This window comes from Delftia sp. WSY_22 (assembly GCF_043104185.1).
Lineage (GTDB): Bacteria > Pseudomonadota > Gammaproteobacteria > Burkholderiales > Burkholderiaceae_C > Comamonas > Comamonas tsuruhatensis.
Genome location: NZ_JBICKN010000007.1, coordinates 607,148 through 633,145, shown reverse-complemented (window position 1 = coordinate 633,145; position 25,998 = coordinate 607,148). Strand labels below are relative to the sequence as shown.

23 protein-coding genes are annotated in these 25,998 nt (G+C 67.8%); 6 read left to right on the top strand and 17 right to left on the bottom strand.

The window, feature by feature from the left end:
• The first annotated feature begins 41 nt into the window (after positions 1 to 41).
• Positions 42 to 989, top strand: coding sequence for a MurR/RpiR family transcriptional regulator (locus ACF8NF_RS07940; protein WP_016450279.1), 948 nt, complete (start codon positions 42 to 44; stop codon positions 987 to 989).
• On the opposite strand, the gene ACF8NF_RS07935 is transcribed toward ACF8NF_RS07940, so the two are convergent.
• The 8 genes from ACF8NF_RS07935 to ACF8NF_RS07900 form a co-directional block, all read right to left on the bottom strand.
• Positions 982 to 3,396: a TonB-dependent siderophore receptor gene (locus tag ACF8NF_RS07935; RefSeq protein WP_392450380.1), complete on the bottom strand. Its 2,415-nt coding sequence runs from the start codon at positions 3,394 to 3,396 to the stop codon at positions 982 to 984. The genes ACF8NF_RS07940 and ACF8NF_RS07935 overlap by 8 nt on opposite strands.
• Positions 3,397 to 3,756: 360 nt before the next feature.
• Positions 3,757 to 4,803 carry a FecR domain-containing protein gene (locus ACF8NF_RS07930; protein ID WP_252651484.1) on the bottom strand — a complete coding sequence of 349 codons (1,047 nt, stop codon included), beginning with the start codon at positions 4,801 to 4,803 and terminating at the stop codon, positions 3,757 to 3,759.
• Positions 4,800 to 5,411: an RNA polymerase sigma factor gene (locus tag ACF8NF_RS07925; RefSeq protein ID WP_224986090.1), complete on the bottom strand. Its 612-nt coding sequence runs from the start codon at positions 5,409 to 5,411 to the stop codon at positions 4,800 to 4,802. Before ACF8NF_RS07925 ends, ACF8NF_RS07930 begins: the two co-directional genes overlap by 4 nt.
• Before the next feature lie 190 nt (positions 5,412 to 5,601).
• On the bottom strand, positions 5,602 to 6,339 hold the full coding sequence (locus tag ACF8NF_RS07920) for an amino acid ABC transporter ATP-binding protein (RefSeq protein WP_016450275.1): 738 nt from the start codon (positions 6,337 to 6,339) through the stop codon (positions 5,602 to 5,604).
• Between the two features lie 25 nt (positions 6,340 to 6,364).
• Positions 6,365 to 7,036, bottom strand: coding sequence for an amino acid ABC transporter permease (locus tag ACF8NF_RS07915; RefSeq protein ID WP_016450274.1), 672 nt, complete (start codon positions 7,034 to 7,036; stop codon positions 6,365 to 6,367).
• A gap of 1 nt (position 7,037) precedes the next feature.
• On the bottom strand, positions 7,038 to 7,790 hold the full coding sequence (locus ACF8NF_RS07910; RefSeq protein WP_016450273.1) for an amino acid ABC transporter permease: 753 nt from the start codon (positions 7,788 to 7,790) through the stop codon (positions 7,038 to 7,040).
• A 113-nt stretch (positions 7,791 to 7,903) separates the two neighbouring features.
• A complete protein-coding gene (locus ACF8NF_RS07905) occupies positions 7,904 to 8,803 on the bottom strand; it encodes a transporter substrate-binding domain-containing protein (protein ID WP_016450272.1) in 900 nt (299 codons plus the stop codon).
• Positions 8,804 to 9,244: 441 nt separating this feature from the next.
• Positions 9,245 to 10,180: a LysR substrate-binding domain-containing protein gene (locus ACF8NF_RS07900; RefSeq protein WP_016450271.1), complete on the bottom strand. Its 936-nt coding sequence runs from the start codon at positions 10,178 to 10,180 to the stop codon at positions 9,245 to 9,247.
• 206 nt (positions 10,181 to 10,386) lie between these two features.
• Between ACF8NF_RS07900 and ACF8NF_RS07895 the strand changes: the two genes are divergently transcribed.
• From ACF8NF_RS07895 to ACF8NF_RS07885, 3 genes are read left to right on the top strand one after another with little or no spacing between them, the layout of a single operon-like run.
• Positions 10,387 to 10,926, top strand: a complete 540-nt coding sequence (locus ACF8NF_RS07895) for a TRAP transporter small permease (protein ID WP_016450270.1) — start codon at positions 10,387 to 10,389, stop codon at positions 10,924 to 10,926.
• Positions 10,923 to 12,221 carry a TRAP transporter large permease gene (locus ACF8NF_RS07890; RefSeq protein ID WP_016451794.1) on the top strand — a complete coding sequence of 433 codons (1,299 nt, stop codon included), beginning with the start codon at positions 10,923 to 10,925 and terminating at the stop codon, positions 12,219 to 12,221. Before ACF8NF_RS07895 ends, ACF8NF_RS07890 begins: the two co-directional genes overlap by 4 nt.
• A gap of 32 nt (positions 12,222 to 12,253) precedes the next feature.
• Positions 12,254 to 13,297, top strand: a complete 1,044-nt coding sequence (locus ACF8NF_RS07885) for a DctP family TRAP transporter solute-binding subunit (protein ID WP_392450379.1) — start codon at positions 12,254 to 12,256, stop codon at positions 13,295 to 13,297.
• A 170-nt stretch (positions 13,298 to 13,467) separates the two neighbouring features.
• Here the strand turns inward: ACF8NF_RS07885 and ACF8NF_RS07880 are convergent, their stop codons facing one another.
• A complete protein-coding gene (locus tag ACF8NF_RS07880; protein WP_016451796.1) occupies positions 13,468 to 14,136 on the bottom strand; it encodes a TetR/AcrR family transcriptional regulator in 669 nt (222 codons plus the stop codon).
• A gap of 116 nt (positions 14,137 to 14,252) precedes the next feature.
• On the opposite strand from ACF8NF_RS07880, the gene ACF8NF_RS07875 reads away from it, so the two are divergent.
• A complete protein-coding gene (locus ACF8NF_RS07875; protein ID WP_241150331.1) occupies positions 14,253 to 14,693 on the top strand; it encodes a hypothetical protein in 441 nt (146 codons plus the stop codon).
• Positions 14,694 to 14,701: 8 nt separating this feature from the next.
• On the opposite strand, the gene ACF8NF_RS07870 is transcribed toward ACF8NF_RS07875, so the two are convergent.
• From ACF8NF_RS07870 to ACF8NF_RS07840, 7 genes are all read right to left on the bottom strand, one after another.
• Positions 14,702 to 15,649, bottom strand: a complete 948-nt coding sequence (locus ACF8NF_RS07870; RefSeq protein ID WP_046240112.1) for a 2-hydroxyacid dehydrogenase — start codon at positions 15,647 to 15,649, stop codon at positions 14,702 to 14,704.
• 79 nt (positions 15,650 to 15,728) lie between these two features.
• Entirely contained in the window at positions 15,729 to 16,691 is a 963-nt protein-coding gene (locus ACF8NF_RS07865) for a PDR/VanB family oxidoreductase (RefSeq protein WP_046240111.1), read from the bottom strand.
• Between the two features lie 36 nt (positions 16,692 to 16,727).
• Positions 16,728 to 17,804 (bottom strand): aromatic ring-hydroxylating dioxygenase subunit alpha, encoded by a 1,077-nt coding sequence (locus ACF8NF_RS07860; RefSeq protein ID WP_313282805.1) that lies wholly within the window; start codon positions 17,802 to 17,804, stop codon positions 16,728 to 16,730.
• Between the two features lie 29 nt (positions 17,805 to 17,833).
• Positions 17,834 to 19,186: an MFS transporter gene (locus tag ACF8NF_RS07855; RefSeq protein ID WP_392450378.1), complete on the bottom strand. Its 1,353-nt coding sequence runs from the start codon at positions 19,184 to 19,186 to the stop codon at positions 17,834 to 17,836.
• 254 nt (positions 19,187 to 19,440) lie between these two features.
• Complete coding sequence (locus ACF8NF_RS07850) at positions 19,441 to 19,914, bottom strand: MarR family winged helix-turn-helix transcriptional regulator (RefSeq protein ID WP_016446419.1); 474 nt, start codon at positions 19,912 to 19,914, stop codon at positions 19,441 to 19,443.
• Between the two features lie 96 nt (positions 19,915 to 20,010).
• Positions 20,011 to 21,102 (bottom strand): aromatic ring-hydroxylating dioxygenase subunit alpha, encoded by a 1,092-nt coding sequence (locus ACF8NF_RS07845; RefSeq protein ID WP_012203282.1) that lies wholly within the window; start codon positions 21,100 to 21,102, stop codon positions 20,011 to 20,013.
• A 126-nt stretch (positions 21,103 to 21,228) separates the two neighbouring features.
• Positions 21,229 to 21,987 carry a GntR family transcriptional regulator gene (locus tag ACF8NF_RS07840; RefSeq protein WP_012203281.1) on the bottom strand — a complete coding sequence of 253 codons (759 nt, stop codon included), beginning with the start codon at positions 21,985 to 21,987 and terminating at the stop codon, positions 21,229 to 21,231.
• Between the two features lie 230 nt (positions 21,988 to 22,217).
• On the opposite strand from ACF8NF_RS07840, the gene ACF8NF_RS07835 reads away from it, so the two are divergent.
• Positions 22,218 to 24,110, top strand: coding sequence for an alpha/beta hydrolase family protein (locus ACF8NF_RS07835; protein WP_392450408.1), 1,893 nt, complete (start codon positions 22,218 to 22,220; stop codon positions 24,108 to 24,110).
• Positions 24,111 to 24,162: 52 nt separating this feature from the next.
• On the opposite strand, the gene ACF8NF_RS07830 is transcribed toward ACF8NF_RS07835, so the two are convergent.
• The gene (locus ACF8NF_RS07830) at positions 24,163 to 25,989 is read right to left on the bottom strand and encodes an ABCB family ABC transporter ATP-binding protein/permease (RefSeq protein WP_392450377.1); all 1,827 of its coding nucleotides are present in this window, start codon (positions 25,987 to 25,989) and stop codon (positions 24,163 to 24,165) included.
• Between the last annotated feature and the right edge of the window lie 9 nt (positions 25,990 to 25,998).

The window sequence follows — 25,998 nt, the reverse complement described above, 5'->3', positions numbered from 1 at the left end:
ACCCCCTATTTTGCAACATACGTTGCATATACAAGAAAAACATGAAATCACCATTGCAAAAAGCCGCGCTGCTGCTGCCGCAGCGCCTGGCGCAGCAGGGCGCGGAACTGACGGCCAGCGAGCAGACGCTGGCCCAGACCCTGGGCAGCGACTACCCGCATGCGCTGCTGGAATCGGCCACCGCCCTGGCAGCGCGCACAGGCACCAGCGCCTCGACCGTGGTGCGCCTGTTCGCCAAGCTCGGCTATGCCAGCTATGCCGAGGCCCAGCGCGAGGCGCGCGGCGAGGTGACGGCGCTGCTGCAGACGGCTGCCCAGCGCGCGCCCGTGCTGCTGGGCGCGCAGCGCAGCCTGAGCGAGTGCGTGGACGATGCACTGCTGCACGACCAGCACAACATCCAGTCCACGCGCGAGGGGCTGGACATGGCGGCCTTCGAGGCCATGGCCCGGCAGCTCGCGCAGGACGAGGGCCGGGTGTTCGTGCTGGCGCAGCTCAACAGCTCGCCGGTCTCCGCCTGGCTGGCCCTGCACCTGAACATGTGCCGCCCCGGCGTGCAGCAGCTGGATGCAGGCGCCATCGCACCGGCCGACCAGCTGCTGTGGGTAGGCCCCACCGACACGCTGCTGGCCTTCAGCGTGAGCCAGTATTCACGCGGCACCTACGAAGTGGCACAGCGATTTTCGGAAGCCGGCGCCCGGGTGCTGGCCATCACCGACAGCCCCACGGCCCCCCTGGCCACCGTGGCCCACCACTGGCTGCAGGTGCGCACGGCCAATGCCTCGCCCTTTCACTCCTACACGGCCGCCTTCTACCTGTGCAATGCCCTGGTCTCGGCCGTGGCCCAGTTGCGCCATGCCGATGTGTCCGAGGCGCTGGCCCGGCGCGACGCGCTGTGGAGGGAGTTCAACCACCAGCTGATCAGGACGCCCGAGCCGCGCGGGCCGGCTCGCGCCGCGCGCAAGCCACCCGCGCGCAGGTCTTCTACATAGACCAGTAGTACTTGAAGCTCAGCGTGGCCTCGCGATCCACGCCGCGGAAGATGCCTGCGAAGTACTTGCGGTTGAACAGGTTGTTGATGTTCAGCGCGATGCGGTACTGCGGCGTCTCGTAGGCCAGCGCCAGGTCGGCCAGCGTGGCGGAGTCGTTGATGTTCAGCGTGCCGTCCGCCGCCACGTTGTAGGGAGAGCGACCCTTGTAGCGCAGGCCGCCGGCCACCATCAGGCCCGGCACCGCGCGCGGGCGGTAGTCCAGCCACAGGCTGGCCATGTGGCGTGTGGTCTGTATGGTCTGGCGGCCGATTTCGGCGGGCCGGTTGCTCTGCGTGGTGCGCGGGTCCAGGTAGGTGTAGCTGGCCAGCGCGTTCAGCTCGCGCGTGAGCGCGAAGCGGCCTTCCAGCTCCAGCCCCGTGGAGCGCACCTCGCCCGTCTGGATGCTGAAGCGCGGATGGTCGGGGTCCAGCGTGGTGACGTTGGTCTGGCGCAGGTCGAAGACCGAGGCCGTGATCAGCGAGGTGCTTCCCGGAGGCTGGTACTTCACGCCCGCCTCGTACTGCTTGCCGCGCCGGGGCTCGAACGGATTGCCGTCGTACTGCAGGCCCATGACCGGATCGAAGGAGGTCGCATAGCTCGCATAGGGCGCCCAGCCGCTGTCGAACAGGTAGAGCAGGCCCGCGCTGCCGGTGGTGGCGCTGTCGCTCATGCGCGGCTGGGTGCTGCTGTTCTGCGTGGTGCGCGCCTGGTCATGGCGCAGGCTGAGATTGGCCACCCAGCGGTCCCACTTGAACTGGTTGAGCGTGTAGATACCGGTCTGGCGCAGGTCCGTGCGGCTGTCCTCCAGCTCTGGATAGGCGATGGACTGGCCATAGGCGGGGTCGAGCATATCCAGGTCGGGCACATCCCAGCCAAAGCCCAGGCCGCCGCGCTCCCTGTACTTCACATGGTCCATGCCGAAGGCCAGCCGGTGCTGCAGCCCGCCCCATCGCAGGTCCTTGTGCAGGCGGGTGTCCAGCGCCAGCGTGCGGCCCTTGGTGCGCTGGGCCAGGCTGGCGCGCGAGACGCTTCGGCCGTCGGCCAGCACGTCCATGGCGTAGATATGGCGGTAATCGATGTCGATGGTGGAGTAGCGCAGGTTCTGCGTGAGCTGCCAGCCGCTGTCGGTCTGGTGCGAGAACTCGTAGCCCAGCGATCGCGTGTCGCGGTCGAAGCGGTCGAAGGACGGGTCGCCGGCCGTCAGGTGCGCAGGCAGGTCCTTGATCTGCGGGTAGGTGAACAGGCTGGGCCACCAGGACTTGGGCGTGCCGCGCTCGCGCGAGTAGCTGCCCAGCACGGTCAGGTGGGTGCGGCCGGAGAGGTTCCAGCGCAGCGAGGGCGCGATGGAGATGCGGTCATCGCGCGAGCCCACGGTGCGTCCGTCGCTGTCACGCGCCTTGAGGTTGAGCCGGTACAGCAGGTCGCCCGAGGCATCCAGCGCGCCGCCCAGATCGGCCGTGGCCTGGGCGCGCTGGTAGCGGCCATAGGACAGGCCCACGCTGTTCACATGGTCGGCCTCGGGTTTCTTGGAGACCACGTTGATCACGCCGCCCGGCCGCCCCTGGCCAAAGAGCACGGAGGCCGGGCCCTTGATGACCTCGATGCTGTCCAGCTCGTCGATCTCGTCGTTCCACGAACCATAGGTGCCGGCCGAGAACTGCCGCAGCCCGTCCTTGTAGTAGGAGCTGCCATCGCTGAACCCCCGGATGATGGCGCCCGTCATGCGCAGGTCCGCGCCCGTGACTTCGGTGGACACGCCGGCCGTGTACGACAGGGCCTGCTCGATGCTCTTGGGCGCCTGGTTCTGCAGCTGCTCCTGGGTGACGATGGAGATGGAGCGCGGCGTCTCGATCAGCGGCGTGTCCAGCTTGGTGCTGGCGCTCCTGCCGCTGCCCACGTAGCTGCCCGGCGCGGCCATGCGCTGCGAGGTCACGTTGACCGTGGACAGCGTGGTGCCCGCCGACGCCTGCGGCGCAGGCTCAGGCGCAGGCGCCTTTCGCAGCGTGAACGTGCCCTGCTCGGTGCTGTGCGCGGTCACGCCGGTGCCGGCCAACAGCCGGTCCATGGCCTCCTGCGGCGTGAAGCTGCCCCGGAGGGCCGGCGCCTGGCGGCCGCCCAGCACGGCTTCGTCGTACAGCACCTGGAACTGGGTCTGGCGGCCAAAGGCGCGCAGCGCGTTGATCAGCGGCTGGGCCGGCTGGTCAAAGGCCAGCCGCTGTCCGGATGACGGCATCGGTGAAGAGGCGGCCGGCTGCTGAAGCTGTTGCGCACGGGCGGACGGCGCGGCGCCCATGCCGGCCACGGCACCGGCCACCAGCCACGCCAGCAGGCGCGGACTGGCCTGCGGGCCGGCGCCCTGCTCCTTCATGTTCCTGCGTCGGGCATGTGTGCCCCTGCCTGCGAATTCCCTGCCTGCTGCTTCTTGCGCTCTCATTGCCACTCCGTTGCTGTGCCGTTGCACGGGCACGCGACGGGCAGGCCGCAGGCAGCCGTCGCGGGCGATCAGGAACCGCGCCGGACAAGCCATGCCAGCCCACCCGCGCATGCGCGTCAGGTGTTGCGGCCGTTGGCTGGGGCGTGAGGGACGAGCGCCCTCGGTGGTCCTTGGCTGGCAGCCGTGCGGGCCTGGAAAATCCACGCCCCTGCCCCTATAGAAGCCAAAACCGGTGCAAAGCTGGAACCTGGGGTTGCCCACCAATTTGAAACAAATTGTTTCCCGTCCTTCGATTCATCCCCGCACGATCAGCCAACCTCCGCCGTTGCGCGGCTGCACGCGCACCGCAATCAAGGCCGGCAGCGCGCGCACAAAGCGCTCGGGCGCGGCCGTGGCCAGCAGGCCCGAGACACGCAGGCGGCCCAGCGACTCGTCGCCCAGCTCCACGGGCGCACCCAGATAGCGCGACAGCTCCTGCGCCACCTCCGCCAGCGGCGTGCCGCTGAAGCGCACCTGGCCCGTGCGCCAGTCGCCCACGCTGTCCGCATCGGCCACCACGGTGCTGTGCCGGCCGGCGCCGTCCACAGCCACGCCCGCGCCTGCCGCCAGCAGCAGGACATCGCCACCGGCCCGGTCTCGCTCGGGCCGCAGCTGCACCTTGCCCTCCAGCACCTTCACCACCAGCCGCGGCGGCCCGGCGCGCACATTGAACGCGGTGCCCACCACCCGGACGCGGCTGGCGCCGGAGTCCACGGTGAAGGGCCTGTCCGGGCCGGGCGTGACCTCGAAGAAGGCCTCGCCCCGATCCAGCACCACCTCGCGGCGGCGCGGGTAGTAGCGCACCTGGAGTTCGCTGTCCACGTTGAGGGCCACGCGCGAGCCATCGGGCAGCTCGATGCTCTGCGTCTGCCCGGGCGCCGTGCGGGCCTGCAGCGTATAGCCTGGCGTGTGGTCCCAGCGGTACCAGCCACCCCAGGCCAGCAGCGAGACCACCGCCAGCACGGACAGGGCCGCCGCAGGGCGGCCCGGCCAGCGGGCAAGAACGCGCTGGCGCGGCGGCGCGGCCGCTGGTGCAGCGCAGACGGCAGGCGCGGCGGGCGGCACCGCTGCGCCGAACTCATCGGGAAACAATTCCCTGAGCTGTGGCGCGCCATGCCAGTGGCGCGACATGCCTTCGAAGATGCTGCGGTGCAGCGGGTGGGCGCCCAGCCACGCATCCAGCGCGCGCTCATCGGCGCCCGTCCAGTCCGGCTGCTGGCGGCGCACGAACCAGTCGGCCGCCCTGTCATGCAGCCCCACCAGCTCCTGCGGCGAAACGCCCGGGGGAAGTTCGTTGCTCATCGTGTGTTCTCTGCGGCGCCCGGCCGCTGCTCGTCTGCGCGCAGCAGGGCACGCATTTGCTCGGCGCTGGCGTAGCGTACGCGGATCTCGCAATAGGACAGTGCCCGGCTCAGGTGGCGCGAGACCATGCGCACGGTGATGTCCATGCGCTCGGCCGTCTGCTCCAGCGTCAGTTCCTGCACGCGGTGCAGCACGAAGGCCTGGCGCTGGCGCTCGGGCAGCTCGTTCAGGGCATCGCGCAGCCGGGCCAGGCGCTGGCGGCGCTCATCGTCCAGCGCATGGTCGGCTCCGTCGCGGGCCGGCAGGGCCTCGACCTCGTCGCGGCAATCCTCCACGGACACCAGCCGCACACCGGCCTGCTGCGGCGCCGTGCGGTGCGCGAAGGCCGCCACGCTGCGCACGACCTGATGCAGATAGGGCCGCTCTTCGTCCACGGGCAGGCGCTTGTCGGCCGACAGCATGCGCACGAAGACTTCCTGGGAGGCATCCTCGATATCGGCCGGGCTCTTGAAGTACCGCGCCAGCATGCGCTGCAGCGGCTTGCGCCAGCGGGTGTAGAGACTGCGGGAATGGCCACCGGGCTCTCCCGGGGCGTCGTCGCGCTTCATGGCAGGCATGGCACGGCGGACGTGGAAGTTGTCCGGTGGCGGGGAAATGGGGGCGGGATCTGGAGCACGGTGCAAACAGCTGAGCCGGCGATTGTATCGAGAACGATTCTCATCATCGTCTCGCCGCGGCCACAAAAAAAGGGGCGCCGAAGCGCCCCTTGATTGCCGTGCCCGCAAGGGCCGCACCGGTTCAGTGCTGCAGGATCTTGTTGAGGAATTCCTTGGTCCGGGGCTGGCGCGCTTCCGGGTTGCCGAAGAATTCGTCCTTGGAGCAGTCCTCCAGGATCTTGCCGCCCACGTCCATGAAGATCACGCGGCTGGCCACCTTGCGCGCAAAGCCCATTTCGTGGGTCACGCACATCATGGTCATGCCTTCGTTGGCCAGGCCGATCATCACGTCCAGCACTTCGCCGACCATTTCGGGGTCCAGCGCGGAGGTGGGTTCGTCGAACAGCATCACGATGGGGTCCATGGACAGCGCGCGCGCAATGGCCACGCGCTGCTGCTGGCCGCCCGACAGCTGGCCCGGGAACTTGTCCTTGTGCGCCGTCAGGCCCACGCGGTCCAGCATCTTGAGGCCGCGCTTCCTGGCGTCGTCCGCGCTGCGGCCCAGCACCTTGACCTGGGCAATGGTCAGGTTCTCGGTCACCGACAGGTGCGGGAACAGCTCGAAGTGCTGGAACACCATGCCCACGCGGCTGCGCAGCTTGGGCAGGTTGGTCTTGGGATCGTGCACGGCCACGCCGTCCACGAAGATCTCGCCCTTCTGGAAGGGCTCCAGCGCGTTGATGGTCTTGATCAGCGTGGACTTGCCCGAGCCCGACGGGCCGCAGACCACCACGACCTCACCCTTCTGGATGTTGGTGGAGCAGTCGGTCAGCACTTGAAAGCTGCCGTACCACTTGGAAACGTTCTTGAGTTCAATCATTGCAATTCCTCAATGGGGTGCTGGCTCATCGAATGATGGCAATTTTCTTGTGCAGGCGCTTCACTGCCCAGGACAGCGAATAGCACAGCACGAAGTAGGTCACGCCAGCGGCCAGATAGGATTCGATGGGACGGCCGTAGTTCTTGCCGGCCACTTCGAAGCCCTTGAGCATGTCGTAGGCACCGATGGCATAGACCAGCGAGGTGTCCTGGAACAGGATGATGGTCTGCGTCAGCAGCACGGGCAGCATGTTGCGGAAGGCCTGGGGCAGCACCACGAGGCGCATGTTCTGCCCATAGGTCATGCCCATGGCCTGGCCCGCGAAGACCTGGCCGCGCGGGATGGACTGGATGCCCGCGCGCATGATCTCGCTGAAGTAGGCCGCCTCGAAGGCGATGAAGGTGATGATGGCCGAGACCTCGGCGCCGATGGGCCGACCGATGATCAGCGGCATCAGCAGGAAGAACCACAGGATCACCATCACCAGCGGCACGGAGCGCATGCCGTTGACGTAGAGCGTGGCGGGCACATCGAGCCATTTCTTGCCGGACAGGCGCATCAGCGCCAGCAGCGTGCCGAAGAGCACACCGCCGATGGTGGCGATGACGGTCAGCGTCAGGCTGAAGTACAGGCCCTTCAGCACGAAGTTGCTGAACAGGTCCCAGGTGAAGAACGACCAGTCGATTTGCAGGTTCATGTCAGTGTCCTCCGCCGCTGGCAGCGATCAGGCCCGGGACGCGCGAGCGCTTCTCGATGAAGGCCATGATGCGGTTGATGGCAAAGGCGGAGACCACGTACAGGCCGGTGACGGCCAGGTAGATCTCGATGCCGCGCGAAGTCTCTTCCTGCGCCTGCATGGCGAACATGGTCAGTTCGGCCACGGACACGGCAAACGCCACGGACGAGTTCTTGAACACGTTCATGGTCTCGCTGGTCAGCGGCGGAATGATGATGCGAAACGCCATGGGCAGCAGCACGTAGCGGTAGTACTGGAACGTGGTGAAACCCAGCGCCATGCCCGCGTACCGCTGGCCGCGCGGCAGCGCCTGGATGCCGGAACGCACCTGCTCGGCGATACGCGCCGAGGTGAAGAAGCCCAGCGCCAGCACCACGAGCACGAAGCCCGGCAGGGACTTCAGCGCGGGGAAGATGGACGGCACCACGTGGTACCACATGAAGATGTGGACCAGCAGCGGAATATTGCGGAACAGTTCGACCCAGGCATTGCCCAGCCGCACGATCCACGGCCGGTCGGGCAGCGTGCGCAGCGTGCCGATCAGCGAGCCGACGATCAATGCGATCAACAGCGACAGCAGCGACACGGAAATGGTCCAGCCCCAGGCCGACAGCATCCAGTCGAGGTAGGTGATGTCGCCGTTCTTGCCGAAGCAGCTTTGACCGACCTCTTGGGTAATGGTGTCCTGGCAGAACACCTGCCAATCCCAACTCATAGGAGCACCTCTTTATTCAGATTCTTGAAAAATGCACTACCGGCAAAAACGGCGCCGCAACAAAAAACGCCCCTTCCAACCGCATGGCAGAAGGGGCGGCATTCAGCTGGTGCTTACTTGACTTCGTACGACTCCATGGGCTTGTCGTTGGGGTTGGCCCATGCGTCCTTGGTGGCGTCGGACAGCGGCAGGCCGACCTTCACGTTGGCCGGGGGAATCGGCTGCATGAACCACTTGTCATAGAGCTTGGCCAGGGAGCCGTCGGCGATCTGGCGCTTGATGGAGTCGTCCACGGCCTTCTTGAAGGCGGGGTCGTCCTTGCGCAGCATGCAGGCGATGGGCTCGACCGACAGGGTTTCGCCGACGATCTTGTAGTCGGCAGGTGCCTTGGACTTGGAGATGTTGGCGGCCAGGATGGAGCCGTCCATGATGAAGGCGTCGGCACGGCCGGTTTCCAGCATCAGGAAGCTGTCGGCGTGGTCCTTGCCCATGACTTCCTTGAAGGTCAGGCCGTCGGCGCGCTTGTTCTTGCGCAGGGTCTGCACCGAGGTGGTGCCCGTCGTCGTGACGATGGTCTTGCCGTTCAGGTCCTTGATGCCGGTGATGCCGGAGTTGCCCTTGACGGCGATGCGCACTTCTTCCACATAGGTGGTCACGGCGAAGGCCACATCCTTTTGACGGGCCTGGCTGTTGGTGGTGGAGCCGCACTCGATGTCCACGGTGCCATTGGTCACCAGGGGGATGCGGTTCTGCGAGGTGACGGGCTGGTACTTGATGTCCAGCTTGGCCAGGCCCAGCTGCTTCTGGATGTCGGCCAGCACGCGCTCGCCCATCTCGGTGTGGAAGCCCACGTACTTGCCATTGCCCAGCGTATAGCCCAGGCCGGAGGATTCACGCACGCCCAGCGTCACGGCGCCGGAGGACTTGATCTTGGCCAGGGTGTCGCCAGCCTGCGCAAAAGCGCTGCCTGCAGCCAGGGCGGTCACGGCGATGGCCAACAAATGCTTCTTCATACGGGTCTCCTGAGATGAGAACGAAAACGGTCTTGATGAGAACGGTCGAGTCGCCTTGTGGGCTGGCTCGAACTATCAACGATGTGACACATATTGTGCAATCACGCACGGTGCTGGAGCACCGACACGTGCTAGGGCTTTCCAGCACGTCAGCCAGATTCAGGTAAGCAACTGCCGTGCCATGGCACGCGTTTTTTGCCCGATCCAGCGCGCCTGGGGGCCTGCACACGGCGTGGCTGCTGTGCGCGCACTCTAATGCCAGGCGTGGCAGCACAGCCAATGCCGTTTGCAGAAACCCTTATGCATGCCATGCATAATAGGTGTTTACCCTAGGCATAACCCATGCACCAAGTCGGTCTCTTGAAGGGCTTTGCCATGCACCAGCGTGCAGCAAAAAGGGGCTCGAGAGCCCCTTTGTCTTCATGAGTGCCGCCTGGCGTGTCAGCCGATGGTCTCGCCCTGCTCCAGCAGGAAGTTCCACAGCGCGCCGGCCACGCCCTGGGGCGCATCCTTGCTGGTGGGTTTTTCGCGGTAGGCGCGCACTTCCATGTCCATGCGGAAACCGTCGTCACCGGCAGGTGCGGCGCTGACCAGGCGGCCGGCCTCCAGCTCGTTGCGCACGGCGCTGAATGGCAAAAAGGCCACGCCATGGCCTTCCAGCGCCATGGCCTTGAGGCCTTCGGCCATGTCGGTCTCGTAGACGCGTTCCAGGTGCACGGCCTCGGCCGCTTCCTTGAGGATGAGTTCCGTCACGCGGCCCAGGTAGGCGCCCGGCGCATAGCCCAGGTAGGGCAGCGGCTGGCCCTGGCGGCCCGGCAGCTGGTGCAGCGGCAGGCCGTCGGCGTCGGGCCTGGCGTAGGGGGCGAGCACCTCATGGCCCAGGCTGACCATCTCGTAGCGCGCCGGGTCAAGCTGGAAGGGCTGGGACGGATGGAAGTAGGCGATCAGCAGGTCGCAGCCGCCCTCGACCAGGCGCATCACGGCGTCGTGCACGTTGAGCGCGAACAGCCGGCTGCGGAACGGCCCGAACTTGGCCTGCACGCTGGAGACCCAGTTCGGGAAGAAGGTGAAGGCCAGCGTGTGCGGCACGGCAAACCCCACCATGCCCTTGCCCGCGCTGACGTGGGCCCGCAGCATGGTGCGCGTGCTCTGCAGCGACTGCAGCATCTCCAGCGCCTGGTCATACATGGTCTTGCCGGCCGGCGTGAGCCGGGTCGGGTAGGAGCTGCGGTCCACAAGGTCGGTGCCGGCCCAGGCCTCCAGTGCCTGGATGCGGCGCGAGAACGCAGGTTGCGTCACATGCCGCAGTTGGGCGGAGCGGCTGAAACTGCGTGTTTCAGCCAGGCTGACGAAATCTTCTAGCCATTTGGTTTCCATGGGCCTCATTATCCGCCGGGCCGTGACGGGTGCCTGACAGGGCAGGGATGGTCCCTCTGGCACACCGCATGGATGCGCACATAATGGCGCTGCGCCGCATTTACCCAATGTGACATTTTTTCCTCACGGCCCCCGGCACACGACGCCGAGGAAGCTCAGTGACTGCATCTGCCCCGCCATGTGTAATTTTCTGACTCCCCGCGTCCATGTCATCCCCTCCCACCGAAAACGGCGCCGCTGAGACGCCTTCCCAGCCGGACGAGCCGCGTTCGCTGCGCATCGAGGACTGGCTCACCGTGGTCATCATGGCCCTGCTGGCCCTGATCACCTTCGCCAATGTGCTGGTGCGCTACTTCACCTCCTCGTCCTTCGCGTGGACCGAGGAAATATCGGTCTTCCTGATGATCCTGCTGGCCATGGTCGCGGGCTCGGCGGCCGTGGCGCGCAACGCCCACATCCGCATCGAATACTTCGCCGAAGGCGGCAGCGCCCTGCGCAGGAAGCGCCTGGCGCGCTTCGGCACGCTGATGGTGGCCCTGCTGTTCGCGGTGATCGCCGCACTGAGCGTGCGCGTGGTCTGGGACGACTACCGTTTCGAGGAAACCTCGCCCGGCATCGGCGTGCCGCAGTGGTGGTATTCGATGTGGCTGCCCATCTGCTCGGCGCTGATCACGCTGCGCGCGCTGCAACTGTTCCTGCGCCAGGGGCGCCCCGGCGCCTTCGTGGACGAGGAGAAGGCGCCATGATCGCGACCCTGCTCTTCATCGCCTTCCTGGGCCTGATGCTCCTGGGCGTGCCCATCGGCGCGGCCCTGGGCCTGGCGGGCGCCGCCGCCATCGCGCTGGCCAGCCCCGACACGCAGTGGTTCGGCCTGCTGGCCGTGCCGCAGAACTTCTATGCCGGCCTGGGCAAGTACCCGCTGCTGGCGATTCCGATGTTCGTGCTCGTGGGCTCGATCTTCGACCGCTCGGGCGTGGCGCTGCGCCTGGTGAACTTCGCCGTGGCCATCGTGGGCCGCGGCCCCGGCATGCTGCCCCTGGTGGCGATTGCCGTGGCCATGTTCCTGGGCGGCATCTCGGGCTCGGGCCCGGCCAATGCCGCTGCCGTGGGCGGCGTGATGATCGCGGCCATGAGCCGCGCCGGCTATCCCGGCAGCTTCTCGGCCAGCGTGGTGGGCGCGGCTGCGGCCACCGACATCCTGATCCCGCCGTCCGTGGCCTTCATCATCTACTCGGTGCTGGTGCCCGGCGCCTCGGTGCCGGCGCTGTTTGCGGCCGGCATGATCCCCGGCATCCTGGCCGGCGTGGCGCTGATCGTTCCGGCCGTGTGGATGTCGCGCAGGCACAGGATGGGTGCGCTGGAATCGTCCATGCCGCGCCCGCCGTTCTGGCGCAGCCTGCGCGAGGCCTCCTGGGGCCTGGCCGCCCCGGTGCTGATCCTGGGCGGCATGCGCGCCGGCTGGTTCACCCCTACCGAGGCCGCCGTGGTGGCCGTGTTCTACGGCCTGTTCGTGGGCATGGTGATCCACCGCACCATCACGCTGCGCGACCTGTATCCCATCCTGCGCGAGGCCGGCGAGCTGTCGGCCGTGATCCTGCTGGTGGTGTCGCTGGCCGGCATCTTCGCGTTCTCGCTGTCCACGCTGGGCGTGATCGATCCGGTGGCCAAGGCCATCGTGGAATCGGGCCTGGGCGAGTACGGCGTGATGGCGCTGCTGATCCTGCTGCTGATCACCGTGGGCATGTTCCTGGACGGCATCTCCATCTTCCTGATCTTCGTGCCGCTGCTGCTGCCGATCATGCAGCACTACCACTGGGACCCGGTGTGGTTCGGCGTCATCCTCACGCTCAAGGTGGCGCTGGGCCAGTTCACGCCGCCGCTGGCCGTGAACCTGATGGTGTCCTGCCGCATCGCGGGCGTGCGCATGGAGTCCACCGTGCGCTGGGTCGGCCCCATGCTGCTGGCCATGTTCCTGGTGATGATCGCCGTGATCGCCTTCCCGCAGCTGGCTCTCTGGCTCCCAGCACGCCTGGGCTACTGATTTCCCAAAAATTCAACAAGGAGACCTTCGCAATGAAACTTCGCGCTTTCCTCGCCAGCGGCCTGGCCGCAGCGGCGGCCCTGGCCCTTTCGTCCGCTCCCGCAATGGCGCAGACTCCGGCCAAGTACAAGAGCGAGTACCGCATGTCGCTGGTGCTGGGCACGGCCTTTCCCTGGGGCAAGGGCGGCGAGATCTGGGCCAACAAGGTGCGCGAGCGCACCAACGGCCGCATCAACATCAAGCTCTACCCAGGCGTGTCCCTGATCCAGGGCGACCAGACGCGCGAATTCAGCGCGCTGCGCCAGGGCGTGATCGACATGGCCGTGGGCTCCACGCTGAACTGGTCGCCCCAGATCAAGGAGCTGAACCTGTTCGCCCTGCCCTTCCTGATGCCCGACTACGCGGCCGCCGACGCGCTCACGCATGGCGAGCCCGGCAAGCGCCTGTTCCAGCGCCTGGACAAGGCCGGCGTGGTGCCGCTGGCCTGGGGAGAGAACGGCTACCGCGAGATCAGCAACTCCAAGCACGCCATCAAGACCCCTGCCGACCTCAAGGGCCTGAAGATCCGTGTCGTGGGCTCGCCGCTGTTCCTGGACACCTTCACCGCGCTGGGCGCCAACCCCACGCAGATGAGCTGGGCCGATGCCCAGCCCGCCATGGCCAGCGGCGCCGTGGACGGCCAGGAGAACCCCGTCTCGGTCTACATGGCCGCCAAGCTGCAGTCCGTGGGCCAGAAGCATCTGACGCTGTGGGGCTACATCAACGATCCGCTGATCTTCGTGGTCAACAAGGACATCTGGGCCACCTGGACCAAGGAAGACCAGGACATCGTGCGCCAGGCCGCCGTGGACGCCGCCAAGGAGCAGGTCGTGATCGCGCGCAAGGGCATGATCGAGGCCGACAAGCCCCTGCTCAAGGACCTGGCCGCCAACGGCGTGACCGTGACCCAGCTCACGCCGGCCGAGCGCGAAGCCTTCGTCAAGGCCACGCGCCCCGTCTACGACAAGTGGAAGCAGCAGGTCGGCGCCGACCTGGTGGATGTGGCGGAGAAAGCCATTGCCGCGCGAACTCGTTAGAATGCTATCGGTTGATCGCACACTCCGGTAGAAGCAAAAGGCCCCGCTCTGCGGGGCCTTTTTTTCGCCATCCTGCTTCGCAAGGACGACCAGGACTTCAGCCCGCCCATCAAGGCATGCCTTGCTGCGAAGCCGGTCCAGCGAAATGACACAGGCACAGCCCCTGCTGCCTATGGGGCAGGGGCACGGGCAGCGGCTCCCGCGTCCGTCGCGCCACCCAGCAACATATCTGCCCCCATCTCGCACAGCAGCTCCTCCAGTGCGCCCGAGGCGATCAGCGGCGAAGCCTCCAGCGAGGCGAAGCGCACCGTGCCCAGCACGGCCCGCGTGGCCACGTAAAGGCGCGCATAGGACAGCGAGGGGCCACCCCAGCGCTGCAGGTGGGCGGCCATGCGCTCTGCGGTCTCGCGCATGGACAGGGCAATGCGCTCGTCACCATCCTGGCGCCAGGCAAAGCGCGCCAGCTTGCGCCGCGCAGGCGTGCGGCCCGCAAAGCCCTCGACGATACAGGCGACCACGCCGCGCGCCACGGCCTCGCGCGGCAGGCGCCGTTCCGACGCCTGCTCCAGCCAGGCCTCGATGGCCGCGACGGCCGCAAGGCGCTGGCCATCGACCATGGCGCGCAAGACGGCCTGCTTGTCGGGGAAGTACTGGTAGAGCGTGCCGATGGAGACGCCTGCGCGCTCGGCAATGCGATTGGTGGTGAGCGCGGCTTCGCCCTCCTTGACCAGAATCTGAGCTGCTGCCTGAACAATCGCCTCCAGCGTGCGCTGCGCACGGGCCTGTACGGGCTGTCTTCTTCTCTGGGATTCAGTGGTAGCGGAGGTATGGGAGGGCATGCGGCAAAACCTGAGCACAAGGCGAGTTTTCTGCCCGGAGTTTAAGCACTACAGTGGCCGGCCATTGCAGCAAATCCCAAGGAATACACCATGAAGAACCATCAGCACACCGGCGCGTGGGAAGCCCTGCCGTGAAGGGCGTGCAACTGCTGGCCCTGGCCGCCGCCCTGTTCGACACGGCGGCCGCGCTGGCCCACTTCGCCTGCATCGTTTGGGGGGGACGTGGGCTGCGGCTCATGGGTGCCGGCGAGCGCATGGCGCGCATGGCCGAGGCCGGGCACTGGTATCCGCCGCTGGTGTCGGCGGCCATCGGCGTGGTGCTGTCGCTGCTGGCGGGGTATGCGCTGGCAGGCGCGGGCCTGCTGGGTCCCCTGCCCTTCATGCGCCCGGTGCTGGCCGGGGCCGGCCTGGTGCTGGTGGCGCGGGCCGTGGCCTATCCGTGGTTGAAACCACGCTTTCCGGACAACAGCGACCGCTTCTGGCATGTGTCCTCGGCCCTCTGCCTGGTCATGGGGCTGCTGCACCTGGCAGCAGCTGCCGGGATGGCACAGGGCTGAATCCAGCCTCAGGCCGTGACCGGCGAGACCAGCGGGCGGCCTTCCAGGTGGCAGCGCATGTTGGCGATGAAGCGGTCCACCGAGGCCTGCACGGCTTCGGGCGACCAGCCGCCCACATGGGGCGTGAGCACCACGGCGTCCAGGTCCAGCAGTTCGGCCGGGGGCGCGGGTTCGCTTTCGTAGACATCCAGGCCCGCGCCGGCAAGGCGGCCTTCGCGCACGGCGGCGGCCAGGGCGGCGGTATCGACCACGCTGCCGCGCGCGATATTGACCAGGTGGCCCTGCGGGCCCAGTGCGTCCAGCACCTGGGCGTTGACGAGATGGCGCGTACCCGGGCCGCCCGGCGTGGCGACCAGCAGCACATCGGCCCATTGCGCCAGGGAAAGCAGGTCGCCGAAGTAGCGGTGGGGCAGCCCGCTGCGCTGGCTGCGGTTGTGGTAGCCGATTTCCATCTCGAAGCCCAGCGCGCGCTGGGCGATCTTGGCGCCGATGGCGCCCATGCCCAGGATGCCCAGGCGCTTGTGCGAGACATTGGGCGGCAGCGGCATGGCGGTGCGCCAGACGCCGTCGCGCGTGGCGCGGTCCAGGCGCACCAGGCCGCGCACGGAGGCGATCAGCAGGCCCATGGCATGGTCGGCCACGCAGTCGTCATTGGTGCCTGCGCCATTGCCCACGGCAATGCCGTGGGCCTGCGCATGGGCGACATCGATGTTCTCGTAGCCCGCGCCCAGCGCGCAGACCAGCCTGAGGGCGGGCATGCGCTGCATCTGCGCGGCCGACAGGCCGATGGAGCCTATGGTCAGCACGGCCTGTATGCGCGTGCCGTGCTCGGCGATGGCGGCCTCGCACTGGGCGGCGTCGGGCGCGTAGAGCAGGTCGAAGGAGGGAAAGGCCTGGGCCATCTGGCGCAGATGGGCCTCGGTATTGAAGTTGAGGACGAGCAGGGCAGGTTGCATGGCAGGAAGGCGGCGCCCGCCGCCACAGGGCGGGCCTTGGGGGAAAACCTCATTGTGCGCCGGCCGGCCGGGTCCAGCGCTACAGGTCCAGCACCAGCCGGGCGGATTTCGCGCGCGAGCAGCAGGGCAGAAACTGGTCGCAGGCGGCCTGCTCGTCCTCGGTCAGGTACATGTCGCGGTGCTCGGGCTCGCCCGAGAGCACACGCGTGAGGCAGGTGCCGCACACGCCCTGCTCGCACGAGGTCTGCACCTCCACGCCGATGCCGGCCAGCGCCTGGACCACGGTCTGCTCGGGCGCCACGCGCACCACCTGGCCGGTGCTGGCGATCTCGATCTCGAACCCGGCATCGCCCTCGCGCTGCACGGCCTCGCCTGCAAAGAATTCGTAGTGCAGGCGGTCCTCGCTCCAGCCCGATGTGCGAGCCATACCCAGGGCCGCGTCCATGAAGCCGCGCGGGCCGCAGACATACAGGTGCAGGCCCGCCTGCGGGGCGCCCAGCAGTTGCGCCATGTCGAGCGCGCCCTCGCCATCCACATGCAGGTGCACGCGGTCGGCCCAGGGCATGGACTGCAGCAGGGCCGTGAAGGCCATGCGCTCGCGCGAACGCGCGCAGTAGTGCAGTTCGAAGTCGGCACCCTCGCGCGCCAGCTGGCGCGCCATGGCCAGCACGGGCGTGATGCCTATGCCGCCGGCCAGCAGCAGGTGCCGCGCAGGGCCACCCGCATGCAGCGCGAAGTGGTTGCGCGGCGCGCCGATGGCGATCTGCTGGCCTTCCTGCACCTGTTCGTGCACGGCGGCCGAGCCGCCGCGCGAGGCGGCCTCGCGCAGCACGCCGACCACGTAGCGGCCCGTGTCCTGCGGGTCGTTGCACAGCGAGTACTGGCGCACCAGGCCGCCCGGCAGGTGCAGGTCGATGTGCGAGCCGGCCGTGAAGGCGGGCAGGCTTTCGCCGTCCAGCGGCACGAGTTCAAGGCTGCAGATGTCCTGCGCCTCGGCGCATTTGCGCGCGACGCGCACCTGGAGGATGGGGTTGGCTTGCATGGGAAGAAATCGCGGAAAGGGATGGGTTCGGAAAAATCAGGCCGCCGCCAGCGCCCGGGCGCTGGCCTCGCGCAGCCGGCTGATCACGCGGCGCGCGCGGTTGGGGCCGGCGTCCACGTGGATGTCGATGACGGGGCGCGCGCCAAAGCGCTGCTGGTTGCGGAACTGGGCCTCGATGACGACCTTGTCCTCCTCGAAGGTGGCAGCCGTCTGGTCGATCACCAGGCGCGTGGTGTCCTGCATGTCGGGATGCGGGTTGGTGGCAATGGTCCAGAAGTAGTGGGCCGAATGCTCGGTCTCCGGCGTCACGCCGTGAAATCCCCGCATGTGAAAGCCCTCGCGCTTCGGATCGTCGAGCCGGCCGCTGCCTGCGTCCATGGCGCCGGTCCAGATGCACACGTGCGAGGGGTGGAACTCCACTTCCTGCCAGCGGTCGATGCGGCCCGCGAACGGCCAGGCCGCCGCATAGGTGGGCGGCGGGTCGGAGTCGGGCATCCAGCGCAGCACGGTGACGCTGTCCCCCTCCTGGCGGACCTTGAGTTCGGCATTCATGTGGACGCCGGCGTTGCCGCCAATGGTCTTGAGGTGCACATAGCCCAGGTGGCTGAGGTCCAGCAGGTTGTCGTGGATGAGCTGGTAGGGCGCGTCGTAGTGGTAGACATCGCCGCCGAAGCGGTAGCGCGCATCGCCGTGCACGGGATAGGCGGGCGGCTCCTGCGCGGGCACGGAATCGGGCGTGGCGCCCATCCAGATCCAGAGGATCTGGTCACGCTCGCGCAGGTCGAAGGACTTGACGCAGGCCTTGGGCGGTATGCGCTGCTGGCCCGGAATCTCCAGGCACTGGCCGGCGCGGTCGAACAGCAGGCCGTGGTAGCCGCAGCGCAGGCCGCGCGCCTCCACCGTGCCGCAGGACAGCGGCAGCTCGCGGTGGCAGCAGCGGTCCTCCAGCGCGGCGACGCTGCCATCGGGCGTGCGAAACAGCACGACGGGCCGGCCCAGCAGGGTGCGTGCCAGTGGCGCGTCCTGCAGCTCCCAGGCAAAGCCGGCGACATACCACTGGTCCAGCGGGAAGGCAGGCGTGGAGGCAGGTGCAATGGTGGTGCATTCGGTCATGGGTTCTCCTTCTTGTCTGCAAGTCGCGCTCAATGCGCCGACAGCGTGCGGCCCGTGGCTGCGGGCCTGCCGGCTTCGGGCCCCTGCAGCCGGTGCAGCGACACGATGCAGGCCGCGAACACGAAGGCCAGGCCATAGCCCACATAGAGCTGGCTGGGCGACCACGCGGCGTCCAGCAGCGAGCCCGCGACCATGGGCGAGACGATGGCGCCGATGCGCCCTATGCCTATGCCCCAGCCCACGCCGGTCACGCGCACCTCGCCGCCATAGACCATGGGCGCGATGGCATAGAGCCCGGCCACGCAGCCGTTGACGAAGACGCCGATCAGAAAAGCCAGCGCATACGACAGCAGCAGCGAGCCCGGATTGCTCACGATGAAGCACAGCAGCACGGCCGTGGCCAGCATGAAGCCGGCCAGCGCGCGGTGCACGGGATAGCGCGCCGCCAGCAGGCCCAGCAAGGTGGCGCCCAGGATGCCGCCCAGGCTCAGCAGCACGCCGCCGGTCACGCCCTGCTCGGGCGTGAGGCCCGAGGCGGCCAGCAGCTTGGGCGTCCAGCTCATGACGAAGTAAAAGCCGAACATCACCGCGAAGAACGACAGCCAGACCAGCAGCGTGGGCCGGCGCAGGCCCGGCGCGAACAGCTGCAGCGGGCCCCGCCGCTCCGGCCCCGCCGATGCGGGCGCGGCAGGCGGCAGCGCAGCCAATGCGGGCAGGCCCAGCCGGCCGACCAGGGCGTTGAGCCGCTGCAGCGCGCCGGCCGGGCGCCGCGCCAGCAGGAAGTCCATGGATTCGGGCAGTCGCCACCAGGCCAGGACCAGCACGCCCAGCGTCACGCAGCCGCCGAACAGGAAGACCGCGCGCCAGTCATGGCGCCCCAGCAGCCACACCGCGATGGAGCCGCCAATGCTGGCGCCCAGCGCGTAGCCCGTGGACTGCAGGGTGACGGCCAGGCTGCGCCAGCGCTGCGAGGCGTATTCGCTGGCGATCACGTTGCTGCAGGCCAGGATGCCGCCCACGCCCAGGCCCGTGAGCACGCGCAGCGCCGCCAGCTGCGTGGCGCTCTGGCTGAAGGCCGAGCCCAGCATGCCCACGCCCGAGAGGGCCAGGCAGGCCAGGATCAGCGGCCGGCGGCCCAGCCGGTCGGCCCAGGGCGCGATCAGCAGCGATCCGCCCGCCATGCCGAACAGGCCTGCACTGAGCAGAAAGCCCAGCTGGGCGCCGCTGAGCTGCCAGTGCGCCGACACGGCCGAGGCCGTGAACGCCATGACCAGGACGTCGAAGCCGTCGATCATGTTGAGCACCATGCACAGGGCTATGACCGACCACTGGAAGCGCGTCATCGGCCGCTGGTCGACGCTTGCACGCAGGTCGGCGCTCATGGCCGCAGCTCCCGCAACGGACAGTTGGACGATGCGGCGGCGCAAGGCCGCTGCAGCCATGGGACAGGGGTAGAGGCAGTCATCGTGGGTCTCCTTGGGTTGAAGCTCTGTGGGAGCTTTCTTGTGTTCTCAGCACATCATTACGTATGCTGAATGTGATTCAGTTTACTGAATGAAAATCGGCGCCAGATACCGGGATTTCCCCGATCAGGCGGGGCCGCGCAGTCTCGGACGCGGAGGCGGCCGGGCCGCTGTCAGTCGGATGAGGAAGCGTCGAGGGCGTCGCGTGCGTCGTGCAACTGCACGAACTTGCGCAGCAGGCGCTTGAACTCGGCCTGCTCCTCGGGCTCCAGCGCGGCCAGCATGCGGTTGTGCAGTTCGTGCACATTCGGCACGAAGCCGCCCAGCATGGCCTCGCCCTCGGCCGTGAGCGTCAGGCGCCGCTGGCGCCGGGGCAGAATCTCGCGCAGCACCCAGCCCTTGGCCTCCAGTCGCGCCGCGATGTCGGCCGTGGTGGAGTTGTCCAGCGCCACCAGCCGCGCCAGCGTTACCTGGTCGATGCCCGGTTTTTCCTGCAGCATGCGCAGGATGGCGTACTGCACGGGCGTCACGTCCGGCCCAAGCACGTCGCGGAACAGCTGCGCCGCGATCTGCTGCGCGCGCCGGATCAGGTGGCCCGGCTGGTCGTAGAGGTCGATGGAAAGCGGATCGGAGGCGGAGTGGACCATCGGTGGCGGCAGGCCTTGCGGCCCTGGGGTTGAAGCCCGCCGAGATTACCCCATCCCCGGCGCCGGTCCTGGATGCGCGCCGGGCCATGGCCGGCCTCAGGCCACCGCGGCGGCAGGCTGGGCCGCTGCTGCGGCCACCGCCGCCGCCTGCTGTTCCTGCGCAATCCATTTGTCGATGACCTTGCGCGACTGCACGCCGCCCGCATCGATGTTGAGCTTGAGCAGCTTGCGGTCGGGGTGGGCACTGAGGTTGCGCTGCTGCAGCTCCAGCATCTGCAGGTCTTCGCTGAAGATCTTGTGCTGGCCCTCGCGTATGCGGTCGGTGACTTCGGCATCGCCCGGATTGAAGCGGCGCGCCATGCCCCAGAAGTACCACATGGACTCCTCGGTCTCCGGCGTGATGAAGTCCACCACCATGCTGTAGACCTTGTGCTCGTCGGGCGCGTCGTAGCCGCCGTGGCCTGCGTGGGCCACGCCGACCTCGATCAGCACATGGCTGGGCGGGGTGAAGCGGCAGACCTGCCAGCGGTCCACGGGCACATCGTCGGCCAGGCCGTTGCTGCGCAGCGCCATCTTCCAGAACGGGGGCGCGGGAATGTCGTTCATGAAGCGGCTGGTGACCACCTCGACATCGGCGCCCTCGCCGCGCGTCTCGGTCTTGCATGGCGTCTCGTCGATCTCGGCCTGGCCGATGGAGCTGGCGTGCACATAGGTCTCGTGCGTCAGGTCCATGAGGTTGTCGATCATCAGCCGGTAGTCGGCCTGGATGTGGAACATGCCGCCGCCATAGGCCCATTCGGGGTTGTCGTGCCAGGGCAGCTTCGGGATGAGCGCGGCATCGGCCAGCGCCTTGTCGCCGGGCCAGACCCAGATGAAGCCATGGCGTTCCTCGACGGGATAGCTGCGGATCTCGGGGAAGCCGCGCACGCGCTGGCCCGGCATGGCAATGGTCTTGCCGTCGCAGCCCATCTCCAGCCCGTGGTAGCCGCAGACCAGCTTGCCCTCGCAGACAAAGCCCAGCGACAGGGGCGCGCCGCGGTGCGGGCAGAAATCCTCCACGGCGGCAATGCCGTGCTGCGCGCGGTAGAACGCGATGCGCTCGCCGCAGATGCGACGGCCCAGCGGCTTGTCCTGGATCTCATCGGACGTGGCGGCCACGTACCAGGTGTTCTTGGGAAATGTGCTCATGGGGGTCTCCTTTATGGGTGGGGTCCGCAGTCCTTGGCGCTGCGGTGGCTGGGGCACGGGCGGCCGAGGCCGCCGGCGCACATCAAGGGCAGATCAAGCGCATATCAAGCGCGGGTCAGACTCGAATCAGGCTCGGATCAACTGCACGCCAGGAACCGCATGGCTGCCGGGCTCGCTCACGGCTTCGCGCAGGTTGCGGCGCGCAATGCGCGAGTGCTCCTTCATCAGCGCCTCGGCCCGCGCGCCTTCGCGTGCGGCAATGGCGTCCAGCACCTGGCGGTGCTGGTCCTGGGCCACCATCAGGCTGTGGCGCGCACGCGGGGATTCGGCCCGCGCCAGCACAAAGCCCGAAGGCGAGGCGAAGGGCATGCGCACCACGCGCTCCAGCTCGCGTTGCATGACGCTGCTGCCGGCCATGGAATGCAGCAGGTCGTGGAATTCGGAGTTCAGCGCCACATAGCGCGAGAAGGCCTCGTCGCCCCAGTCGGCCGTCTCCAGCACACGGTCGATGGCATCCAGGCAGCGCCCGGCCTGCGCCAGCAGCGGCTCGGCCACGCCGCGCTCGGCCGCCCAGCGCGCGGCCAGGCCTTCCAGCGTGCCGCGCAGCTCGATGGCATCGGCCACGTCGGCCTCGGAGAACAGCCGCACGCGGTAGCCGCGCCCGCCGGCCATGGCTTCGAGCAGGCCTTCCTGCTCCAGCCGCATCAGCGCGGCGCGCACCGGCGTGCGCGAGATGCCCAGGCGCTGCACCACGGTCAGCTCGGCAATGCGCTCGCCTGCGGGCAGTTCGCCCGCAAGAATCATCTCGCGCAGTTGCAGCTGGGCCTTGATGACCTGGGAATGGCTTTCCGCTTCGGAGGCGGCGGGGGCAAGCTGGGGGCTCATGGGGCTTTGTCTGGATGGAATGGCGTGAATGTATACATCCAAGGCGATTCATGGTGCACTTTTCCGCAAAAACACGGGAAAACACCAATCAAATGTATACAACCAATCCCAGCAAAGACAGTGGCCCGCCTGTTTGTATACATCGCCATGGCATCATGGCCGGCTCCCTTTTTCCCCTGCCGCTGCAACCCAGGAGGTCACCCTTGCCGACGTTTTCCCGACACCCCGCCATGGCCGCCCACATCCTCAACCTGGCACGGGATGCCAGCGCCGATGCGCAGGCTCCGCAGGCCTATCCGATCAAGGACTTCTTCCGCAATCCGGAACGCGGCTTCTTCCGCCTGGCCGATGACGGAAGCATGCTGGGCTTCATGCAGCCCGTCAGCGTGGACGGCCATCCGGCGCGCATGAATATCCATGTGCAGGCGCTGGAGGGCAGCACCCCTGTGGGCGAGCCGCGCCGCATCACGGCAGAGACCGAGCGCGACATCAGCAACTTCTTCTGGAAGGGCCCGGATGTGGTGCTCTACCAGAAGGACTTCGGCGGCGACGAGAACTTCCACGTGCTGGCGGTCAACGCGCGCAGCGGCCAGGCCACCGACCTGACGCCCTGGGAAGGCGTGCGCGCCAGCATCGAGGACGACCTGGAAGACGACCCCGACCATGTGCTGATCAGCCACAACCGGCGCGATGCCGAGGTCTTCGACGTGTACCGCGTGAACGTGCACACGGGGGCGGCGCAACTGGTGGCGCAGAACCCCGGCAACATCGTCGGCTGGCAGACCGACCACGCAGGCCGCGTGCGGGCCGCCGTGGCCAGCGACGGCCTGAACAGCGCCCTGCTCTACCGTGACGACGAGGCCGGCGAGTTCCAGCCCCTGATCACCACCGACTACCGCACCAGCGTCAGCCCGGCCTTCTTCACCTTCGACGACCAAAAGCTCTACGCCCTGTCCAACCGGGGCCGCGACAAGCTGGCCCTGGTGGTCATCGACCCGGCCCGGCCCGACGAGGAAGAGGAAATCTTCGTGCCCGAGGAAGTCGATCTGGGCGCGGCGGCCTATTCGCGCAAGCGCCGCGTGCTCACCCTGGCCGCCTACCAGACCGACAAGCCGCAGTACCGTTTCTTCGATGCCGAGACCGAAGCCCTGTACGGCCGGCTGGCTGCGCAGCTGCCCGGCTACGACTTCGCCATCCAGGGCGCCAACCGCGCCGAGGACAAGTTCATCGTCGCCGCCTTCAACGACCGCACGCCGGGCGCGCGCTACATCTACGATGCGGCCGCCGATGCGCTGACCAAGCTGGCCGACATCAACCCGGCCATTCCCGAGTCCGCCATGTCGCGCGTGCAGCCCGTCAGCTACACCAGCCGCGACGGCCTGACCATCCACGGCTACCTGACCTTGCCGGCCGGCCGAGAGCCCAGGAACCTGGCCTGCATCATCAACCCGCACGGCGGCCCCTGGGCCCGCGACGGCTGGGGCTACAACCCCGAGGTGCAGTTCCTCGCCAACCGAGGGTTCTGCGTGCTGCAGGTGAACTTCCGGGGCTCCACGGGCTATGGCCGCGCGTTCTGGGAAGCGGGATTCGGCCAATGGGGCCTGAAGATGCAAGACGACATCACCGATGGCGTGCACTGGCTGATCGACCAGGGCATTGCCGACCCTGCGCGCATCGGCATCTACGGCGGCAGCTATGGCGGCTATGCCACGCTGGCCGGCGTGGCCTTCACGCCCGACCTGTATGCGGCGGCCGTGGACTATGTGGGCGTGTCCAACCTGTTCACCTTCATGAAGACCATTCCGCCCTACTGGAAGCCGCTGCTGGACCAGATGCACGCCATGGTGGGCGATCCCGAGCGCGACAGGGAGCGCCTGGCCGCCACCTCGCCGGCCCTGCATGTGGACCGCATCAAGGCCCCGCTGTTCATCGCCCAGGGCGCGCGCGATCCGCGCGTGAACAAGGACGAGAGCGACCAGGTGGTGAAGGCGCTGCGCGAGCGCGGCGTCGAGGTGCAGTACATGGTCAAGGACAACGAGGGCCACGGCTTTCACAACGACGAGAACAAGTTCGAGTTCTACGAGGCCATGGAGCAGTTCCTGGTCACGCACCTCAAGCCCTGAAGCCGTCCAGGCACCCGGCCACCCGGCCGCCCGGTCCCTCGGCCGCCCCGCGCTACAGCACGGCGGGCTCTCCGCTTTGCTGCAGCGCCCACATGTCCGCATAGCGCCCGCCCGCCGCGACCAGCTGGGCGTGGGTGCCGCGCTCGACGATGCGGCCCGCGTCCATGACCAGGATCTCGTGCGCATCGACCACGGTGGACAGGCGGTGGGCAATCACCAGCGCCGTCTTGTTGCGCGCGGCGCTTTGCAGCTCGGCCTGGATGGCGCGTTCATTGGCCGAGTCCAGCGCCGACGTCGCCTCGTCGAAGATCAGGATGGGCGGGTCCTTGAGCAGGGTGCGCGCGATCGCCACCCGCTGCTTTTCGCCGCCCGACAGCTTCAGCCCGCGCTCGCCCACGCGCGTGGCATAGCCCTGGGGCGTGGCCTCGATGAAGTCGTGGATGCGCGCGGCGCGCGCGGCCGCCACCACCTGCTCGCGGCTGGCGCCAGGGCGGCCGTAGGCGATGTTGTATTCCACCGTGTCGTTGAACAGCACCGTGTCCTGCGGCACGATGCCCACGGCGTCGCGCACGCTGTCCTGGGTCAGCTCGCGCAGGTCGTGCCCGGCGATGCGCACATGGCCGGACTGCACGTCGTAGAAGCGGAAGATCAGCCGCGCCAGCGTGCTCTTGCCCGAGCCCGAAGGGCCGACCACGGCCACGGTCTTGCCGGCGGGAATGGTGAAGCTCACGTCCTTGAGGATGGGCCGCTCGGGGTCATAGGCGAAGTCCACATGCTCGAAGCGCAGCTCGGGCGGTGCGCCATGGGTCTGCAGCGGCTGGGCGCCGGGCGCGTCGGCCACCTCGCGTTCCTTGTCCATGAGGGTGAACATGCGCTCCAGGTCGGTCAGGCTCTGCTTGATCTCGCGGTAGATCACGCCCAGAAAGCCCAGTGGAATGTAGAGCTGGATCATGAAGGCGTTGACCATGACCAGGTCGCCCAGCGACAGGCGGCCATCCACCACGCCCTGCGTGGCCCGCCAGAGGATGGCGACCAGGGCCGTTGCGATGATCAGCTGCTGCCCGCAGTTGAGCAGGCTCAGCGTGCTCTGGCTCTTGAGGCGCACGCGGCGCAGCGCCTCCAGGTTCTCGTCGTAGCGCCGCGCCTCGAAGCCCTCGTTGCCGAAGTACTTGACGGTCTCGTAGTTCAGCAGCGAGTCGATGGCCTTGGTGTGCGCCGCCGACTCCTGGGCATTGGCCTCGCGCCGAAAGCGCGTGCGCCACTCGGTCACCGTGACCGTGAACGTGATGTAGAACACCAGCGCCGCCAGTGTGATGGCCGCGAACCAGATGTCGAAGCGCAGCGCCAGGATGCCCAGCACCAGCGCCATCTCGACGAAGGTGGGCAGGATGCTGTAGAGCGAATACGAGATCAGCGACTCGGTGCTGCGCACGCCGCGCTCGATGTCGCGCGTCATGCCGCCGGTCTGGCGCTCCAGGTGAAAGCGCAGGCTCAGCGCATGCAGGTGCTCGAAGGTGGACAGCGCAATCGCCCGCGAGGCACCCTGCGTGGCCTTGGCAAAGACCAGATCGCGCAGCTCGGTGAACAGCGAGCTGGAAAAGCGCAGCAGCCCGTAGGCCAGCAGCAGGGCCACGGGCACGACGAGCACGGCCCGGGCATCGCCGGCCTTCAGATCCAGCGCATCGACCAGGTGCTTCAACAACACCGGCACGCCCACGTTGGCGAGCTTGGCCCCGATCATGAAGCCCAGCGCCGCCAGCACGCGCCACTTGTATTGCCACAGGTAGGGCAGCAGGCGCCGCAGCGCGTTCCAGTCCCGCGACGGTGCCGGGGTTGGGACTAAGGGTAAATCCGTAGGGGAAGCGCTCTCGCGTCGCATGAAAGACAA

Coding starts and splice junctions, on each gene's coding strand:
- ACF8NF_RS07940 (WP_016450279.1), top strand. CDS start 42: ATGAAATCACCATTGCAAAAAGCCGCGCTGCTGCTGCCGCAGCGCCTG.
- ACF8NF_RS07935 (WP_392450380.1), bottom strand. CDS start 3,396: ATGAAGGAGCAGGGCGCCGGCCCGCAGGCCAGTCCGCGCCTGCTGGCG.
- ACF8NF_RS07930 (WP_252651484.1), bottom strand. CDS start 4,803: ATGAGCAACGAACTTCCCCCGGGCGTTTCGCCGCAGGAGCTGGTGGGG.
- ACF8NF_RS07925 (WP_224986090.1), bottom strand. CDS start 5,411: ATGAAGCGCGACGACGCCCCGGGAGAGCCCGGTGGCCATTCCCGCAGT.
- ACF8NF_RS07920 (WP_016450275.1), bottom strand. CDS start 6,339: ATGATTGAACTCAAGAACGTTTCCAAGTGGTACGGCAGCTTTCAAGTG.
- ACF8NF_RS07915 (WP_016450274.1), bottom strand. CDS start 7,036: ATGAACCTGCAAATCGACTGGTCGTTCTTCACCTGGGACCTGTTCAGC.
- ACF8NF_RS07910 (WP_016450273.1), bottom strand. CDS start 7,790: ATGAGTTGGGATTGGCAGGTGTTCTGCCAGGACACCATTACCCAAGAG.
- ACF8NF_RS07905 (WP_016450272.1), bottom strand. CDS start 8,803: ATGAAGAAGCATTTGTTGGCCATCGCCGTGACCGCCCTGGCTGCAGGC.
- ACF8NF_RS07900 (WP_016450271.1), bottom strand. CDS start 10,180: ATGGAAACCAAATGGCTAGAAGATTTCGTCAGCCTGGCTGAAACACGC.
- ACF8NF_RS07895 (WP_016450270.1), top strand. CDS start 10,387: ATGTCATCCCCTCCCACCGAAAACGGCGCCGCTGAGACGCCTTCCCAG.
- ACF8NF_RS07890 (WP_016451794.1), top strand. CDS start 10,923: ATGATCGCGACCCTGCTCTTCATCGCCTTCCTGGGCCTGATGCTCCTG.
- ACF8NF_RS07885 (WP_392450379.1), top strand. CDS start 12,254: ATGAAACTTCGCGCTTTCCTCGCCAGCGGCCTGGCCGCAGCGGCGGCC.
- ACF8NF_RS07880 (WP_016451796.1), bottom strand. CDS start 14,136: ATGCCCTCCCATACCTCCGCTACCACTGAATCCCAGAGAAGAAGACAG.
- ACF8NF_RS07870 (WP_046240112.1), bottom strand. CDS start 15,649: ATGCAACCTGCCCTGCTCGTCCTCAACTTCAATACCGAGGCCCATCTG.
- ACF8NF_RS07865 (WP_046240111.1), bottom strand. CDS start 16,691: ATGCAAGCCAACCCCATCCTCCAGGTGCGCGTCGCGCGCAAATGCGCC.
- ACF8NF_RS07860 (WP_313282805.1), bottom strand. CDS start 17,804: ATGACCGAATGCACCACCATTGCACCTGCCTCCACGCCTGCCTTCCCG.
- ACF8NF_RS07855 (WP_392450378.1), bottom strand. CDS start 19,186: ATGAGCGCCGACCTGCGTGCAAGCGTCGACCAGCGGCCGATGACGCGC.
- ACF8NF_RS07850 (WP_016446419.1), bottom strand. CDS start 19,914: ATGGTCCACTCCGCCTCCGATCCGCTTTCCATCGACCTCTACGACCAG.
- ACF8NF_RS07845 (WP_012203282.1), bottom strand. CDS start 21,102: ATGAGCACATTTCCCAAGAACACCTGGTACGTGGCCGCCACGTCCGAT.
- ACF8NF_RS07840 (WP_012203281.1), bottom strand. CDS start 21,987: ATGAGCCCCCAGCTTGCCCCCGCCGCCTCCGAAGCGGAAAGCCATTCC.
- ACF8NF_RS07835 (WP_392450408.1), top strand. CDS start 22,218: ATGGCCGCCCACATCCTCAACCTGGCACGGGATGCCAGCGCCGATGCG.
- ACF8NF_RS07830 (WP_392450377.1), bottom strand. CDS start 25,989: ATGCGACGCGAGAGCGCTTCCCCTACGGATTTACCCTTAGTCCCAACC.